Source organism: Clostridium sp. UBA1056, assembly GCA_002316385.1.
GTDB lineage: Bacteria > Bacillota > Clostridia > Clostridiales > Clostridiaceae > Clostridium_J.
Genome location: DCDL01000039.1, coordinates 1 through 17,770 on the forward strand (window position 1 = coordinate 1; position 17,770 = coordinate 17,770).

Consider the following 17,770-nt stretch of genomic DNA (forward strand, 5'->3'; position numbering starts at 1 on the left):
CTTCAGAGGTTTTTTAATCCCACTGAAGCTTAGAAATCGTTATCTAGGGTCGTCGCCGCTCTTTACTCCCACTTTGAAGAAGATGGGAGTATTAGAGCGGGTAGTCATCAGATAACACAAAATAGACGAGCATTCTGACTTATTTATTTTTTGAAGATGCCTTTATATATTATGAAAAGAATAGCATACATATTACTTCTCGTTAAAATATATACTCAAAATTCCCCAATACATACTTGAAATTACACTATTCTCCTTATAATTGCCAAAGTACAGCTCTTAGTAAAGAGCTTATCTAAAGTTGACATCAAAAATTCATATCATTTACTACTAAGACTTAATATACCTATAGTAAATAGTTGTATTAAAATACTATGATTGAAAGCAAAACTCCCTTAACTCTAATTATTGCAAAAGTCTTTATAATGATTATACTTCCTTTACAAATTATGCCTTTATTTATAAGTTAAATTTCAATCCCTACAATTCTCATTAAATATTTAGCATTTGTCGTATTTGATTTTCCTACCTTTAGTTTATAGTCAAAATATATTTTGTTTTCTTTATAGTACTCAGAAAAATGATAGTTTTTTATTCCATCATATTCTGAAAGATTACACAACTCTAAGTCATGAGTAGTTAAAGCTCCTATAACACCAGATCTACTCAAATTTTTAATTACAGCCTCCGCTCCAGTAATTCTATCCTTAGAATTAGTTCCTCTAAAAATTTCATCAATGAGAAAAATCATGTTTTTATTATTCTTTGCCCCTTCAATAACTTCTTTTATTCTTACTAATTCCCCATAAAAAGTTGAGATTCCATTTTTCAAATCATCTGTTATTCGCATGGATGTATATATATCTAATAAACTACATTCCATATTCTTACTAAATACTGGTGCACCTACATATGCTAAAACTAAATTTATGCCTATAGTTCTTAAAAATGTAGTTTTACCTGACATATTAGATCCTGTTATTATAAATATATTTTCTTTCATAGTTACATCATTATTAACCCTTACATCTCTATTTATTAAAGGATGACCTAGCTCCTCTGCTTCTACCTTAAATTCACTAGTATTTATCGTTGGAAATGCTATATTTTCATCAATATGCATTAATACAGCAAGACTCATCAGCTCTTCTACACATCCAATATTTGAAAGCCAATTTTCTATTTTATTTCCATTTTCAGCCTTCCATTCTTCAAGAGAAAATACACATTGATAATCCCAGAGAAGTAATATATTTAAAGCTATATATATTAGTCCATTACTCTGCCTTATATTTATCTTTTCTGATATACTAGAAAGTTTCTTAATAGCTTCTATTGCTGATCCATTATCTTTAAATAAACTTTCCTTTATGTCATTTAACTTTTTAGATTTGAAATCTTTTTTTTCTATTAGACCTAAAATATTTAAATATTCCTCTAAACTTCCTCTAAAATAATTAATATTTTCTAATACTTGATTTACCTTTAATGTAGATATTACCCATATACCAGTTTGAATTATTAATAAAAAGTACATTAAAAAATTTAGATTATTTAAATTAAATATAAAAATTATAAGGGAAATAGGTATTGTAAATAGCGGCATTAAATATAAGAGTTTTTTAACAAATTTTGATTTTATAAGAACACCCTTATCTTCTACATAATTTATTAACTTTTTAGGATTTTTTAATCCATTTTTATTATTTTTGCCTATGCACTCTATTTCCTCACAAAAGTCTAAATCATCAAATAATTCTTTTACTGCCTCTTGTCTTAACAAGATTTCCGACCTATCATAATTAGGTTCTAGTAAAATCTTAGCTAGGCTCTCTCTTCCATGCCAAGTATTTGTTATATTTATTAATTGAAATAAAGACTCTTTCCCTACAATATCTAAGTCTGATGCATATCTATGGTCTTTATTTACAAATTCATCACCTAAATCTTGAAAGTTTATCCATTCACCAGAAATTCTTTGAAGATATCTATTATTTATTTCAATCATATCCTCAGCTAATTTCAATTTACCCTTAATTTTTCTATGATATATTATTAGGCATACAAAAGCTCCATAGAAAATTAGAGAAAAAAATAAAACCTTACTAGTCATTCCATCTCTTACTCCTCTATAGGTGAAATATAAGGCTAATATCATTACTATTAATCTTAGATATCCAATTCTATCAAACTCTTTTTTGTATTTAGCAATTTCTTTATTATAATTATCTATTCTGCTTAAAAATTTATCCTCTATCACACCGTTACTCCTTACTTTCTTATATTTTTGACTCATCACTTTACTTAGATTAATGATATGAAGCTTATTATTGACTCCTATATTTCATGTACTTTTAAATATACTATTAATGTAGTAAGTTCTATGAAACTCCTATAAATAGTCAACTATTTAACTTTCTAAAAAGTTAAATATACAAAAAGTTAACTTTTTAAAATTTTGTATATGCAAAAAGTTAGCTTTTTAAAAAGTTTCCTATATAAATATTTATATAGTTCTCTAGTTAAAATCTTCATATCTAGGGACTTTCGTAAAATATATTACTAATCTTATATAAAATATTGAAGATGCACTTTAATATTTATTTAGATTAGCTTATTTTGCGAAATCCCCTTCTATATAAAAGTTATATACTTACTAAACATTATTTCTTTTCTTAATACTACATGTATATTATATCCAACATTTCTAATCATATCAAATTTATATCAAATTTATATCAAATTTATATTAAACTTATATTAATCTTATATGGCTTAATGTTACTTAAAATATTACCTATAAAACCCACTATTTATCCTCACCAAATCACAAAATATATTTACTTATTCATAGTTTCATAATATAATAGTAAAATAATGTATCGTGGGGGAGTAGTTTGCGTATAATATCTTTTATACGTGACAAGTCAACATAATGATTAATTTTTTAATCTGGCTTGCCTTAAAGAACAAGACTCATGTATAGCATAGTTTAAAATGTACTCTTCATAAGTGCATTTTAATTAAGCTATACATGGGTCTTTTATTTTTATGAGGAGGATAATTTAGAATTTAATAAAATAAGATTAAGGAGTTTTTTAATGAGTACTATAGAAATTATAATGATAGGATTAGGTCTTAGTATGGATGCTGTAGCAGTATCTATGACTAATGGGATGGTATATAAAGATGCTACTAAATCAAAAATTATTGCTATGCCTTTATTTTTTGGTTTATTTCAAGGGTTTATGCCTTTATTAGGGTATTATACAGGAGGAATGTTCTCAGAAATTTTAAGTAAATATGCAGGAATCTTAATTCTAATTATATTAGGATTTATAGGTGCGAATATGTTAAAAGAAGGTTTCTTCCCAGGTAAAGAAAAAGAAGAAGATGATACTACTACTCTTACATATAAGTTTATATTTTTTCAAGCAATAGCCACTAGCATAGATGCCTTTGCTGTAGGTATTGGTTTCAATGCTATGAATATATCTATTCTTCCTGCAGTTTGTATTATTTGTATAACTACATTTCTTTGTAGCTTCCTTGCAATTTTTATAGGAAAGAAGTTTGGAGATTTACTTGGTAAAAAGGCTGAAATTTGGGGCGGAATTATTTTAATTATTATAGCCACAAAAGGAGTTCTATAAAATGTTTTCAAACCCAATATTTTGATTTATAAAAAAACCTCATCATAAAAATAATGTAATTGAGCATATTATATTTATGGAATATAAATTTAAAAGGAGATGATATGCTTGAAAATTACATTTCAAGGTAATCCAATTACTTTAAAAGGAATTCAATTAAGAGTAGGAGATAAAGCTCCTGACTTTACTTTAATGAATAATGAACTACAACCTGTCACTTTACAAGATACTAAAGAAAAAAGAATCTTCGTAGTTGTTCCATCTATAGATACTGGTGTTTGTGATATGGAAGTTAGAAAGTTTAATGAAGAAGCTTCTAAACTTGATAATGTTACTATATACACTATTTCTATGGACTTACCATTTGCTCAAGCTAGATGGTGTGGAGCTGCTGGAATTAAAAATGTAATTACTCTTTCTGATTACAAAAATAGAGAATTTGGTGATAAATATGGAGTATACATCAATGAACTAGGATTACTTACTAGGGCTGTTTTTGTATTAGATGAAGATAACACTATTACTTACGTGGAATATTGTAGTGAGGTTACTAATGAACCTGACTATGCAGCTGCACTTCAAGCTGTTAAGTAAATATATTAATTCGTAGTAATTATTTAAAAATTAAGATTAAAAGGAGCTATTGCAAAATGACTAAAAATTAGTCAAGAGCGATAGCTCTTTTGATTTTAAATGGTAAAAATCTCATAGAAAATGAACTTAAGTTTGTGCTGATATTTTATGTTACATACTTAACTTCCTCTTCTTGACATGTCTGTTTTACTATATTACAATATAAGTAAATTGAAAATTACCCGTGAGGGAGTAGTTGACGCATATTTATGCGTGGCAAGTCAACATACTGACCTATTTCGGTCTGGCTTGTCTTAAATAATGAGACTCATGTATGGCATCTATAATAGCTATGCATTGGTCTTTTTTTGTTTTATAAAGACCCAAGCATGGTTTATAAATCCATGCTTGGGTCTTTTTCAATTTAAGATAAAGTATAGGAGGAGTGTAAATGAATTTTTTTATGAAAGAAAAACAAGAAATACTTAATTCATTTGAAGTAAATGAAAATCTAGGGCTTTCCGTAAAACAAGTAGAAGAAAGTGCAAAAAAAAATGGCATTAATACTTTCACTAAAGAAAAGCCAGTATCACTTGCTAGAAGAATCTTGGAAGCAGCTAGTGAACCAATGATTCTCATGTTAATTATGGCAGGTGCCATTGCACTTGGTGTAAACATTACTCGTTCATTTACTGGAAGAGAATCAGACTTCTTAGAGTGTGTTGGTATTTTTGTGGCCATTTCATTGTCTGTTATTATAACTGTTATTATGGAAGGTCGAAGCGCAAAAGCTTTTGAGGCTCTTAGCAAGATAAATGAGGATAACCTTGTGAAAGTAATTCGTAATGGTGAAGTTCAGCTTATCCCTCAGAAAGAGGTTGTTGTTGGTGATATCCTTTTAATAGAAACAGGTGATAAGCTTCCTGCTGATGGACGACTTCTTGAAAGTATATCGCTTAATGCCGATGAATCATCTTTAACTGGTGAAAGTGTTCCTGTTGAAAAAAATGCAGATATTGTTCTCAATAATGAAAAAACTCCTATAGCCGAGCGAAGTAACATGCTTTATTCTGGATGCTTTATTACAAGTGGTAATGGAAAAATGATAGTAACTAATGTTGGTGATCATACGGAATTTGGTAAAATTGCAAAAGAACTTTCTTCTACCCAAAAATCAATTACACCCTTACAAGAGAAATTGGCTAAGTTAGGTAAACTTATTACCATACTCGGTACGACAGCTGCTACCATTGTTTTTATCATTCAAACAATAATTTTTGTTGTGAATGGTACAGCTTCTATTGATACTATATCTAATGCATTCATTACAAGTATTGTACTAATTGTTGCAGCTGTACCTGAAGGCTTACCAACAATTGTAGCTGTTTCCCTTTCTATTAATATCATTAAAATGTCAAAGCAAAATGCTTTAGTTAAGAAGATGATTGCCTGTGAAACTGTAGGATGTATAAATGTTATCTGTTCTGATAAAACAGGTACATTAACCCAAAATAAAATGACAGTTACAGACATATATACCGCTGGAAAGATGGTAGTTCCTAAAGAGCTTAATAATACTATTCTTCTAGAGAATTTTTGTATTAATAGTACTGCTGATGTGAATTTTGAAGAAAATCAAAAGCATTTCATTGGTAACCCAACAGAATGCGCGTTACTTGTGGCAGCATATGAAGCTGGTTATGACTATAAGAGGTACCGTAATAATACTAATATTGATCTTTCATTTCCATTTTCATCTGAGACCAAAAATATGACAACAATAGTTTCTAATGGTAACCAAAAGATTGCTTACACAAAAGGAAGTCCTGAAAAGATATTATCAATTTGTACTTTACCCTTCAGTGATATACAAAAAATCGAAAACAAAATAATGAGTTTTCAAGAAAAAGCTTGTCGTGTTATCGCTTTTGCTCACAAAGACATTTCTAATATCGATAGCTATGAAGATCATCGTAAGGCCATTGAAAGTGATATGGTTTATGATGGATTTGTTGCTATTAGTGACCCTCTTCGTAGTGATGTCTTTATTGCTGTAGAGCGTTGTCGAAATGCAGGAATTGATTTAAAAATGCTTACTGGAGATAACCTTATCACAGCAACAGCTATTGCTAATGAATTAGGCATCTTAGATAAGGAGCATATTGCCATTGAAGCAAAAGCGTTGGACGAGATATCTGAAGATAAATTAGTGAAGATGCTTCCAAAAATTAGAGTAATTGCTCGTAGTACTCCTATTATTAAAATGAGAGTTGTAAATGCACTAAAATCTACTGGAAATATTGTAGCAGTTACCGGTGATGGAATAAATGATGCTCCTGCAATAAAAAATGCAGATGTTGGTATTGCAATGGGAATAGCTGGGACAGAGGTATCCAAAGAAGCTAGTGATATTGTTTTATTGAATGACTCTTTCTCAACTATTGTAAAAGCAGTACAATGGGGACGAGGTATTTACGAAAATTTTCAGAGATTTATCCAATTTCAACTTACAGTAAATCTATCATCCGTTATTGTTGTATTATTCTCAATTCTGTTAGGCTTTAAATCACCATTTACAGCATTGCAGCTCTTATGGATTAATATTATCATGGATGGTCCACCTGCATTGACACTCGGACTGGAACCGATTCGTAATGATTTGATGGATAGACAACCTATTAAACGTGATTCAAATATTATTTCAGTAACAATGCTTTCAAGAATTGTAGCAAATGGTTTATTTATTTCAGCAATATTCCTATCACAACATATATGGAACTTTATGGGTGCTACTACTGAACAAATGACAACAGTTTTATTTACTCTCTTTGTTATATTCCAACTTTTCAATGCCTTTAACAGCCGTGAGCTTACAAATACTAGTATTTTTAAAAATATCACTAACAATAAATTAATGCTGGGTATCTTCTCTTTAACTTTTGGATTACAAGTAATAATTACACAGTTTGGTGGTGTATTCTTTGGTACAGTGCCTTTACCAATTTTAATGTGGATAAAGATTGTTTGCATTTCATTTACAATTATTATTTTTTCCGAGATATTTAAATTAATAAAGAGATTAATTCATTAATTTGTTTAGATTGAATTTATTTAAATAAAACTAGTAAGGATTGAAATATAAAATGCTCCCTTTATAGAAACAGTTTTATTATTTTAGCTATCTACATATAAAGGGAGCATATCAATTCTATAGGGCACATTTTATTTACTTATTACTCCTTTTTCATTAAATATAAATATAAGGAATTAGTTAATATATACAACTTATGTATATAAATTATCTTTTATCCAGTATAATTGATATTCTGTTAACATTATGTTAATATATAGTTACGCTTTAATAAGGATTATCTATAAAAAGACATAAATTTTACATAAAAGGAGAAATACACATGAGAAAAAATATAAATCATAGAATTCTTTGCATCTCTATGTTACTTATTTTCACATTAACTTTTTTAGGCTGTAGTAAAAGCGCTGTTTCTGCTGAACAAACTGCAAAAGCTTTCTATGACCTAATTATTTTACAAGACAATACTGGATTTCAAAATCTCGGTGTTGCAGATAACGAGCTTACAGACCTTGCTGAATCTCAAAAAAATTTAATGAGAGAAGCTGTGAGGTCTAATTTTGTACGAGCTGATCTACCTATTACAGATGAGCAATTAGAATCAATTTATCAATCTGAAATAGAAGCCTTAAGAAAATTATCTCCTACCATAGAGCTTGTTTCCCATGATAAGGAAGTGTCTCAAGTTAAGATTTCAACACCATACATTGATATGATGGGAGCAGATACTAAAGCTGCTGAAGATACAGTTGCTGAAGTACTAAATAATCAAATTTCTGATAAAGCTGAAATATCAGAGCTTTATATTAATAAGCTAATTGAAAATATTAAAGCATTGACTCCTTCAACTGAAGTTAAAGAAAATACTTTTGAGTTTGAAAAAGTAAATATGGAGTTAAATAAAAAAGTAACAGAAGTTTGGGTTCCAAAAGAACCTTTCTCATTTGGTGCTACATTAGGAAATATGTCTGTAGGAAATAATTAATAAAACTAAAAAAGATAATTCTTATTTTAAATCGCTATTTAAAATAATCGATGTAAACTGAAGGAGCTTTGGCAAAATAAACTAATCTAAATAAATATTGAATAAGCACTTATATTATTAACGCTCAGCCGTTTCGAATAACTAAATCATAGATTTAGATTCTTACTTATTCAAATGGCATTTGCTAACAATAATATTAAAGTATATCTTCAATATTTTATATAAGATTAGTAATATATTTTGCCAAAGCCCCTGTTAAATATGTCCTATGATATAATTTTAATAGCTAAAAAACTCTCTTAACTTTAGTAATAAACAATGCTCATCATCTAAATAAATGATTCTAAATTTATGTACAGAGGAAAACCCTCGACATTTCTATCGAGGGTTTCATGGTGAAGGTAATACATTGCGATAAAATTTACGTCATAATTTTTTTAGGTAGCCATCCCTTAAACAACATGTTTATTATAACTATTTCATTGATTCTATAACACCTTCAACAATTGTATCCATATCTGTAACATTTCCTTCATTCATAGAAGATACAAGTGTAACTTTATCTTCTAGAACTGTCATTTCTCTCATTTCCTCTAGGAACTCACTCATCAAACTTCCAGACTTACATGCCCATGAGCCATTTTCAATTATTGCAAAAGTTCTCTTTTGAAGGTTAAGAGCCTTCATATCCATAAGATAATTATGCATAGGTGGGTAAATACCAAGGTTATAGGTTACAGAAGCTAAAACTACGTGGCTAACTCTAAAGGTTTCTGAAATCAGTTCAGATACATGAGTGCTTGAAACGTCATACATAACTACATTTTTCATTCCCTTCTCTACAAATTTAGTAGCTAAGGCAGTAGCTGCAGCTTCGGTATTACCATACATTGAAGCATAAACTATCATTACTGCTTTTTCTTCTGGTTCATATCTACTCCATTTATCATACTTATCAATAAAATATCCAAGATCTGTACGCCAAACTGGACCATGTAGTGGACAAATCATTTTAATATCTAGTCCACTTGCCTTTTTTAACAATGCTTGAACATGTGGTCCATACTTTCCAACAATATTTGTATAATATCTTCTAGCGTCATCAATCCAATCACGGTCAAAGTCAACCTCATCATTAAATAGCTTACCATCTAATGCTCCAAAAGATCCAAAGGCATCAGCTGCGAAAAGAACACCGTTTGTAGTATCAAATGTAACCATAGCTTCTGGCCAATGTACCATTGGTGCAGCCACAAATGTTACTTCATGCTTTCCAAAAGATTTTGTATCTCCTTCAATAACCTCTTCCATTCTTCCATCGATGTCAAATCCGAATTGTCTCATTAATAGAAAAGCTTTCTCAGTGCTTATAATCTTAACATTAGGATAACGTAATATTATTTCTTCGATAGCAGCTCCATGATCAGGTTCCATATGATTTATTACTAAATAATCTAATGGCCTGCCATTTAAAACAGCTTGTATATTTTCTAAAAACTGTCTACAAACTGACCAATCTACAGTATCAAATAGCACAGTTTTTTTATCTAATAATAAATATGAGTTATATGAAACCCCTCTTGGAATTGGATGAACATTTTCAAAAAGAGCTAAACGCCTATCATTACCACCTACCCAATAAAGGTCTTTCGTTACTTTTCTAACACAAAACATAAATTACTCCTCCTTTTTACTATAAAAACCTTAAAATTTTTGCTATAAAATTAGACCTCTATAAAACTATCTTTTTCTTCACCACACTCTGGACAAATCCATTCTTCTGGAAGAGCCTCAAATAAAGTTTCTGGTGATATATCGTTTTCTATATCTCCTATAGCTGGGTCATATTCATAGCCACATCCGTTACAAACATATGTCTTCCAGGTAGGAATAGTCTTTTTAGGAACATACCTTTTCATTTTCTTCATAGGAGGTGCTTCCTTTTTTGGTTCTCCATTATCTAAAGCAGCTGCTAGTAGTGGCATTATTTCTAATACGTCTCCAACAATACCATAATCCGCATTCTTAAATATTGGAGCATTAGGATTATTATTGATAGCAACTATAGTAGTAGCATCCTTTATTCCTTTTAAATGTTGTCCAGCCCCTGATATACCACATGCTATATAAAGGTTTCCATTAAATTTTTGACCTGACATTCCAACATAACGATTTAAAGGTAAATATTTTAAAGTTTCAGCTACAGGACGTGATGAACCAATCGCTGCACCAGCTTGAATAGCTAAAGCTTTAGCAAGTTCCATATTTTTTTCTTCACCAATTCCCTTACCTACGCTAACAACACGCTCTGCCTTAGATATTGGAGTATTTATATCAATACCAACAGTAAAATCATAACCATCTGCTTTTAATACTTCTACAAGATTAGTAACTCTTTCTTCAGCTGTTCCATCTTTCATAATCATCTTCTTACGAGCACCAGTGACTCCACCATGTTTAGACTTTTTATCTCTGGTTTGGTTTTTAGGCATTTTCCCGATTATATGAGATGCAATTACCATTCTTTGAATCTCATTTGTTCCTTCATAAATAGTACAAATTTTAGCATCACGATATGCTCTTTCTACATCCATTCCTTTAAGGTAACCAGATCCTCCAAAGATTTGTAGTGCATCGTTTACAACCTCTAAACATATATCAGAGGCATATTGTTTAGCCATAGCAGCCTCCATAGAATAAGGCTCATGATTTTCCTTAAGTTCAGCAGCACTATATACTAAAAGTCTAGCTGCTCTTAGCTTAGTTGCCATATCAGCTAACTTAAATGAAATTACTTGTTGCTGGCATATAGGCTTACCAAATTGTATTCTTTCCTTTGAATATTCTAAAGCATTTTCATAAGCTCCTTGAGCTATACCTAGAGCTTGAGCTGCAATACCTATACGACCACCATCTAATGTTCCCATAGCTATTTTAAAGCCCTGTCCTTCTTCACCTAATAAGTTTTCTTTAGGTACTTTAACATTATTAAATACTAATTCAGCAGTTGAAGAGGAGCGGATTCCCAGTTTATCGTAATGATCACCAAATGTAAATCCTTCCCATCCTTTTTCAACTATAAAGGCACTTATACCTTTAACCCCTATATCTGGAGTAGTTACAGCAAATACAACATAAGTATCTGCCTTATCTGCATTAGTTATAAAAATCTTTCCACCATTTAATATATAATAATCGCCTTCTAGTTCAGCAGTAGTTTCAGTCCCACCAGCATCACTACCAGCATTTGGCTCAGTTAAGCCAAAGGCACCAATCTTTTCACCCTTTGCTAGAGGAATCATATATTTTTGCTTTTGTTCCTCAGTTCCATATGCAAAAATTGGATATGTTCCTAAAGAAACATGGGCTGATAAAATTACACCTGTACCACCATCTACTCTAGATAGCTCTTCAACAGCAATTGCATAGCTAGTTACATCTAATCCCATTCCTCCATACTCTTTAGGATAAGGAGTACCTAATACCCCCATTTTACCTAACTTTTCTATAGCCTCAGTTGGAAATTCACTTTCCTTGTCCAGCATAAATGCTTGTGGCTTTACCTCTACTTCTGCAAATTCTCTAATTTTTGCACGAAAAGCTTCATGTTGTTCTGTAGTCTTAAAAAACATAAATTTACCCCCTTTAATTTAGTGCTTTATTCTAATTTTCACAAGTTTTATTAATAGAACTTGTAAAAATTTATAATCTTTAATTTAGAAAGTACAATATCCTCGCAATGAAATTTAAAGCTAAAATTGTTTATATAATCTTCTAATAATTAAATTGATTATATAATAATTAACTTAATTATTTAATTAATCTTATCTCTTAATAATAATTATTATAAAACTTTTAATTCCTATTGTCAAATTTTTATATAAATTTATTATATTGCCCTTAATTAATACTATTTTCTATTACATGAAAATATATCTAAAAATATATTTATTTAAATTTCAATAACGAATACGATAAATTTATAGTTAATTTAATAACCGTTAGATGTAGATTAATAGAAGATGAGCCTACTGCTAATGAACATGCTAAACTTATTTGGCTTCCCAAAGAAAATTTACTTTCTTTAAATTGGGCTCCTGCTGATATTCCCGCTGCAGAACAATTATTGAAAGAAAAATTACACTCATTTTCGCATAGACTTTTACAACATTTTAGTAACAAAAAAAGTATGCTATTCATTAAAAACAGCATACTTTAGAATCAAATATGAAAATTACTCTTATTTAATTCTATATAATCGCTTAGATAAATTGAGCTTTGTTAAGCTCCAAATTATTCTCATTTATCATATAAAAATTAAGTTACTCTTCATCTATTTTTACTCTTAACATTTTATTCTTAACTTTTACTGCATATTTTAATTCATATGCTTGTATACCATTATTAATTGATTTTGCAATTTCATCCATTTCCTTTTTTATTTTTTCTTCATCAACATACCAACCAAGTACAATTGATTTTTCTCCCCAAAATGCTCCGCTATTAACACCAATCAACCAATATTTTGGCTCATCATTTTTTGCTTTGTACATTACATGTGATGCTAAAACCTTATAGCAATTAACAATTGATTTCCCATCATATGATTTAATAGTAATCTTCCCAGTTGGTACAATTATATTATTAGATAAAGCTTTGTTATTTTCAGTTGATTTTATCTCACCTAACATCAAATAATCTAAAGATACATTAAGTTCTTTAGATAACACAAGCAATTTTTCCATCTCTGGATATCCACTTCCCTGTTCCCATTTAGAAACCGCTTGACGACTTACTCCAATTATTTCTGCTAACTCTTCCTGTGAAATATGCCTTTCTTTTCTAATTGATTTTAAATTATCTGCAAAACTCATGACTTTCTACCTCTCTTCTTTGTTATTATGTGTAAATTATAATAGGTTTTACACCAAAATAACACCAATCTACAATTGCAAATCCGCAACTTGAATTTGCAATATTCATGAACTATATGAAAAAACATTTTTCATTTAATTTTTATTAAAATTATTACATCATATACTATAAATAATTTTAAAAGCATATAAAAAGGATGTCGCCTTTCGCGACATCCTTTTGTTTTACCCTATTAGCAAATATATCTCTCTGTACTTATCCGCTTCTTTATTTTTACTCCCTCTTAACCTCTTTAATATACTCCCATGTAATTCCCTCATCCTTTGATTGATATAAAGCACTAGAATTTCCATTATAGTCTCCATCAGTACCTTGCCCAACTAATATATTAAGAATTCCATCTTCTTTGTAAGGCATTCTAGGAAAATCAAAAGGAGTAAAAGTTTCTTCACCTTTTAATGCTACTTTTACCTCTGGTAAATTCACCACTTCAAAAGATAATCCACCATCTTCTGTGCGATATAACTCACCATAACTACCACCACTATGAGACAAGGCTATAAATCCAAGCTTTTCATTTATAAATGTTATTCCTGCTGCTACGCCACCTCTTCCTATGAATGGATCTTCATTTATAGTATCCCATGTATTTCCACCATCCTTAGTACCATATAAAGAATAAAATCTACTACCTGCTGCAGCCTCTACAACTTTTAATTTATATCCAATATTGTCTGATAAATAAAACTCTTTATCTTCACTATTTGCTGATCTAGAGGTCTTTTCATTTTCATCTACATTTAAATGATATTTTTTAATATTATTTAAATCTTCTGTTAAGTTATATCTAACTGGAGTGTATGCATGCTCTTTTTCTGGTACATATACAGAAACAGTATATCCTATTATTTCTGATGATACTTCATCAGCTGACCTTGTATTTCCTTCTAAATCTATATAAACAATTCCATCTGTATTGTATCCAAAGCTTCTTTTACCATAATAAAGAATACCATACTGCCTTTCATTCCATTTACTTACTGTTTCTTTAAGTGGAATAACTTTCATTGTATTAGTTAATGGTTCTATAAGCTTATCCTCATTAAAATCTGCATCTATATAATCATTTAAATATACAGTTATCTTTTTTGACTTATTGCTATCATAATAAATTGAATAACTTTTTGGCTTACCTTTCCTATTATTGCCATATAGAAAAGCACCAAAGGATTTAATTATTCCATCAGAATCAAAATTAAGGCTAAAGCCATTAGCAACATATAAAGTTTCAGGCATATGAAGTTTTTCATTAATATCTGTAAATATTCCTTCTGCCCCATCTTGATATATATTATTATGCTCAAATTTTATCTCCTTTTTATGCTTTAAATCATATAAAACCCATGAAAACCTTCCATTAAAATTTACTGCATCATGATATATTTTATATCCATAAAATAATGTTGTAGTAACCATAATAATTATAGCTATATATATCCATATAACTTTATAAAGAGATTTACGCCATACACTTACACTTTTATTTAAATCATTCTTTATAATATTTCTATCTTCAGGAGCTTTACTTATCATATTTAAAATTACAATATCTTTATTTTTAAGAACTATATAAGCATATTTTTTATTTATACTAAATGATTTTATATCTTGAAAGCCTACTTGTATCTCTTGATCTTGCAAGATCCTTATACCACTCTCATGAAACTCATATTCATCTATAATATGTTGTGGCATAGTTACTGATTTTCTCCTAATTCTAATTATTAAATATATAAACCAAGATAAAAAGAATAGCATACATATAAATAATACAATAATATTGTTATTAAACCTTCCAAATCTGCATAAAGTATATAATTCATAAAAGGAAATCAAATATATAACTACAAATATAGGATTAGTTACCATTGATAAAAGTAATCTTCTTATTATAATTTGCTTGTACTTTTTCATTTCACCATTATTCCCCTTCTTTTTTATATTTTTTACATATAATATCTTTTAGTTTTGCAATTCACTAGATTTATTAATATAAACTAATTACACTATGTACTTCCAATTATTGGTGTAAATTTGAATTATTTTTACAAAAAAGCTCCTCGGGAACTATATAATAAAATATAGCCAAGGAGCTTAAAGCCAACACTACAAATTTAAGTTTTTTATTGAATTGTAAATAACATCCTAAGTGAAATAAATTAAATTTCTTTCCCCTAGGATGTTGTTTATTTTAATTTAAGCTATTTAATTTTATACTTTTTAACTCTAGCGTCGTTTATAATACCTTCAAAATTAAGTCCATATGCAAAATCATATACATTCTTTAATTCATCTTTATAACATTCCATATCATGTGGTATATCTTCATATTGACTTTCTACAGTGTCCATATTCGCTGGCATTTGGAATGGTAATAGTCCACTTGGATTTACACCTCCACTAACAATATCAATTATTGCTTGAGTTTGTACTCCAAATTCAACTATAATTCCATCTACATACCTTTCAAATTCCTCTACGACTGTAGGATTACTCATATTTAAAGATACTATTACAGGCTTATCTCCCATAGCTTTTTTTGTTTCTAGTACTATATCTAAATCTGCTTCATTGCTTGCATAATTTGTTTTACCTCTATATGCTCTATTAGTAGCCTCTTCTAATGGATCTCCACCTGCAATACTTGCTTCTCTTGAATTTATAGCAGTATATGGTTTATATTGTAAACTAATTGGTAAATATCCCTCTTCAGCTGTATAACCAACAGTTTTAGGTGATTCTATAAATACTAAAGCAAAATCTGCCTTCTCTACATTCTCTGTTATATTATAATATTTTTCTACTATCTCTCTATTTATAGGATATTTCTCATGAACAGGTATCACATTTCCAAACCAATCTTTAGATTCCTTAACTCTTCTTTTTGGTATATATACTGTTTTTCTTTCTTTGATAGGTAATACGTTATTTCTATTCTTTAACATAACAATGGATTTTAGTTGTGTTTCATAGCTTTCTTTCATATATTGAGCATTTCCAACTATTTTCTTTGTTTCTTCTATATCAAGGTATGGATTTTCAAATAAACCTACTCTAAATATGTTACGCAACAATCTCACAGCAGACTTTTCAAATCTACTACGCATAAATTCTTCGCCATATTCTTTTACTCCCATTTTATAAGCTTCAATTATAGGTTGTGCTTCATTATTTCCTCCAAATTGATCCACACCAGCAATTAATGCTTTATAATGTCTTTCCTCTTCTGAAAGCCCTTCAACTCCCCAGCATTTACCTGATATAAAAGCATCTAATACATGATTATCTTTAGTTATCAGCCAATCTGTGCATACAACTCCATCATATTGATATTTTTCTCTTAGCAAATCATTTATTATATATTTGTTATAAGAATTACCTACATTCTCATTATTCTTTTTATCTTGATTATAAGATATTGTATAATATGGCATTATAGCAGAAGCAGTTTTTATTTTTCCTTTCAACTTAAATGCTCCTTCTGTGAAAGGTTTTAAATGCTCATCAAAATTATTTCCTGGGTATACTGCATATTTCCCATAAGCATAGTGGGCATCTCTACCACCTTCGCCACTACCACCACCTGGCCAGTGCTTAACCATAGCATTTACACTTTCGTATCCCCAACCATCTTTTATTTCATATTCTTCACTTGAAGTTTGGAATCCATCACAATAAGCTTCAGCCATATCAGTAGATAAAGCTGGATCTTCTCCAAAAGTTCCAAAGAATCTCATCCATCTTGGGTCAGTAGCAATATCTACTTGTGGAGATAAAGCTGTTGCTATGCCTAAAGCTCTATATTCTTTTGCTGCAATTTCACCAAACCTTCTAACTACCTCCGGGTCGAAGGTAGCTGCTAACCCAAGTGATTCCGGCCATTTTGAAATTTCTCCACCAGCTCCTGCATTGAACTCACTATCCGCACTTGCACCATGTCTAGGGTCCGTACTAATATTTACTGGTATTCCAAACCCCAACTTTTCAGCTAAAGCTTGTATATTGTTATTCCACTTTGCTGAAACTTCTCCGCTATCTACTACTGTTAATAGTACATGTCTTAGATTATCATTTATTAAAAATTCTTTCTGCTCATCTGTCAAATCACTTATGTCAGCATCACTTTCTTCTAGCTTTTTACCATCATATGTTCCTGCAAACATCTTAGAAAATGGATCATCTCCTGAAGAAACAGCTTGATGAGCACTATAAAGCATTAGTCCAGCTATTTCTTTAATACTTAACTTTGATGCTAAATCTTTAGCTCTTTCATCAACTGATAATCTCCAATCCTCATACCTCTCTAGCTTACCACTTTTACTTAAATTTTTAAAAGCAAACCCATCTTTTTCTATTATTTTAATACCTGAATTAGGATCATAAGCTATGTTTTGTCCACCGTCATTTATTATTATGTTATATCCATCCTTCTTAATTTCTTTCCAATTACTCACTATTATCTCTCCTATTTCTTTGTTACTTTATTATTCATAACTTACATTCAAATAATATACTTTAAAATCGTACTCAATA

10 protein-coding genes and 1 pseudogene are annotated in these 17,770 nt (G+C 29.8%); 5 read left to right on the top strand and 6 right to left on the bottom strand.

Annotated elements, in window-relative coordinates:
- Positions 1-466 precede the first annotated feature (466 nt).
- Positions 467-2,260, bottom strand: coding sequence for a MutS family DNA mismatch repair protein (locus B3W71_RS10250; protein ID WP_346888838.1), 1,794 nt, complete (start codon positions 2,258-2,260; stop codon positions 467-469).
- Between the two features lie 841 nt (positions 2,261-3,101).
- Between B3W71_RS10250 and B3W71_RS10255 the strand changes: the two genes are divergently transcribed.
- The 4 genes from B3W71_RS10255 (at position 3,102) to B3W71_RS10270 (ending at position 8,302) form a co-directional block, all read left to right on the top strand.
- Positions 3,102-3,653, top strand: coding sequence for a manganese efflux pump MntP family protein (locus tag B3W71_RS10255; RefSeq protein WP_346888839.1), 552 nt, complete (start codon positions 3,102-3,104; stop codon positions 3,651-3,653).
- A gap of 108 nt (positions 3,654-3,761) precedes the next feature.
- The gene (gene tpx, locus B3W71_RS10260) at positions 3,762-4,247 is read left to right on the top strand and encodes a thiol peroxidase (RefSeq protein WP_346888840.1); all 486 of its coding nucleotides are present in this window, start codon (positions 3,762-3,764) and stop codon (positions 4,245-4,247) included.
- Between the two features lie 430 nt (positions 4,248-4,677).
- Positions 4,678-7,317 (top strand): calcium-translocating P-type ATPase, PMCA-type, encoded by a 2,640-nt coding sequence (locus B3W71_RS10265; protein ID WP_346888841.1) that lies wholly within the window; start codon positions 4,678-4,680, stop codon positions 7,315-7,317.
- 322 nt (positions 7,318-7,639) lie between these two features.
- Entirely contained in the window at positions 7,640-8,302 is a 663-nt protein-coding gene (locus B3W71_RS10270; RefSeq protein WP_346888842.1) for a hypothetical protein, read from the top strand.
- Between the two features lie 474 nt (positions 8,303-8,776).
- Here B3W71_RS10270 and B3W71_RS10275 read toward each other — a convergent pair whose 3' ends face one another.
- Positions 8,777-9,976 carry an FprA family A-type flavoprotein gene (locus B3W71_RS10275; RefSeq protein WP_346888843.1) on the bottom strand — a complete coding sequence of 400 codons (1,200 nt, stop codon included), beginning with the start codon at positions 9,974-9,976 and terminating at the stop codon, positions 8,777-8,779.
- A gap of 50 nt (positions 9,977-10,026) precedes the next feature.
- Positions 10,027-11,934, bottom strand: a complete 1,908-nt coding sequence (locus tag B3W71_RS10280; protein ID WP_346888844.1) for an acyl-CoA dehydrogenase family protein — start codon at positions 11,932-11,934, stop codon at positions 10,027-10,029.
- A 332-nt stretch (positions 11,935-12,266) separates the two neighbouring features.
- Between B3W71_RS10280 and B3W71_RS10285 the strand changes: the two are divergent.
- Positions 12,267-12,443: pseudogene (locus B3W71_RS10285) on the top strand (8-oxo-dGTP diphosphatase MutT); the annotation flags it as partial.
- Between the two features lie 181 nt (positions 12,444-12,624).
- On the opposite strand, the gene B3W71_RS10290 reads toward B3W71_RS10285, so the two are convergent.
- The 3 genes from B3W71_RS10290 to B3W71_RS10300 all read right to left on the bottom strand — a co-directional run bounded on the left by B3W71_RS10290 (position 12,625) and on the right by B3W71_RS10300 (position 17,691).
- Complete coding sequence (locus B3W71_RS10290; RefSeq protein ID WP_346888845.1) at positions 12,625-13,176, bottom strand: helix-turn-helix transcriptional regulator; 552 nt, start codon at positions 13,174-13,176, stop codon at positions 12,625-12,627.
- Positions 13,177-13,450: 274 nt separating this feature from the next.
- A complete protein-coding gene (locus B3W71_RS10295; protein ID WP_346888846.1) occupies positions 13,451-15,151 on the bottom strand; it encodes a hypothetical protein in 1,701 nt (566 codons plus the stop codon).
- A gap of 287 nt (positions 15,152-15,438) precedes the next feature.
- The gene (locus B3W71_RS10300; protein WP_346888847.1) at positions 15,439-17,691 is read right to left on the bottom strand and encodes a glycoside hydrolase family 3 protein; all 2,253 of its coding nucleotides are present in this window, start codon (positions 17,689-17,691) and stop codon (positions 15,439-15,441) included.
- Positions 17,692-17,770: the final 79 nt, after the last annotated feature.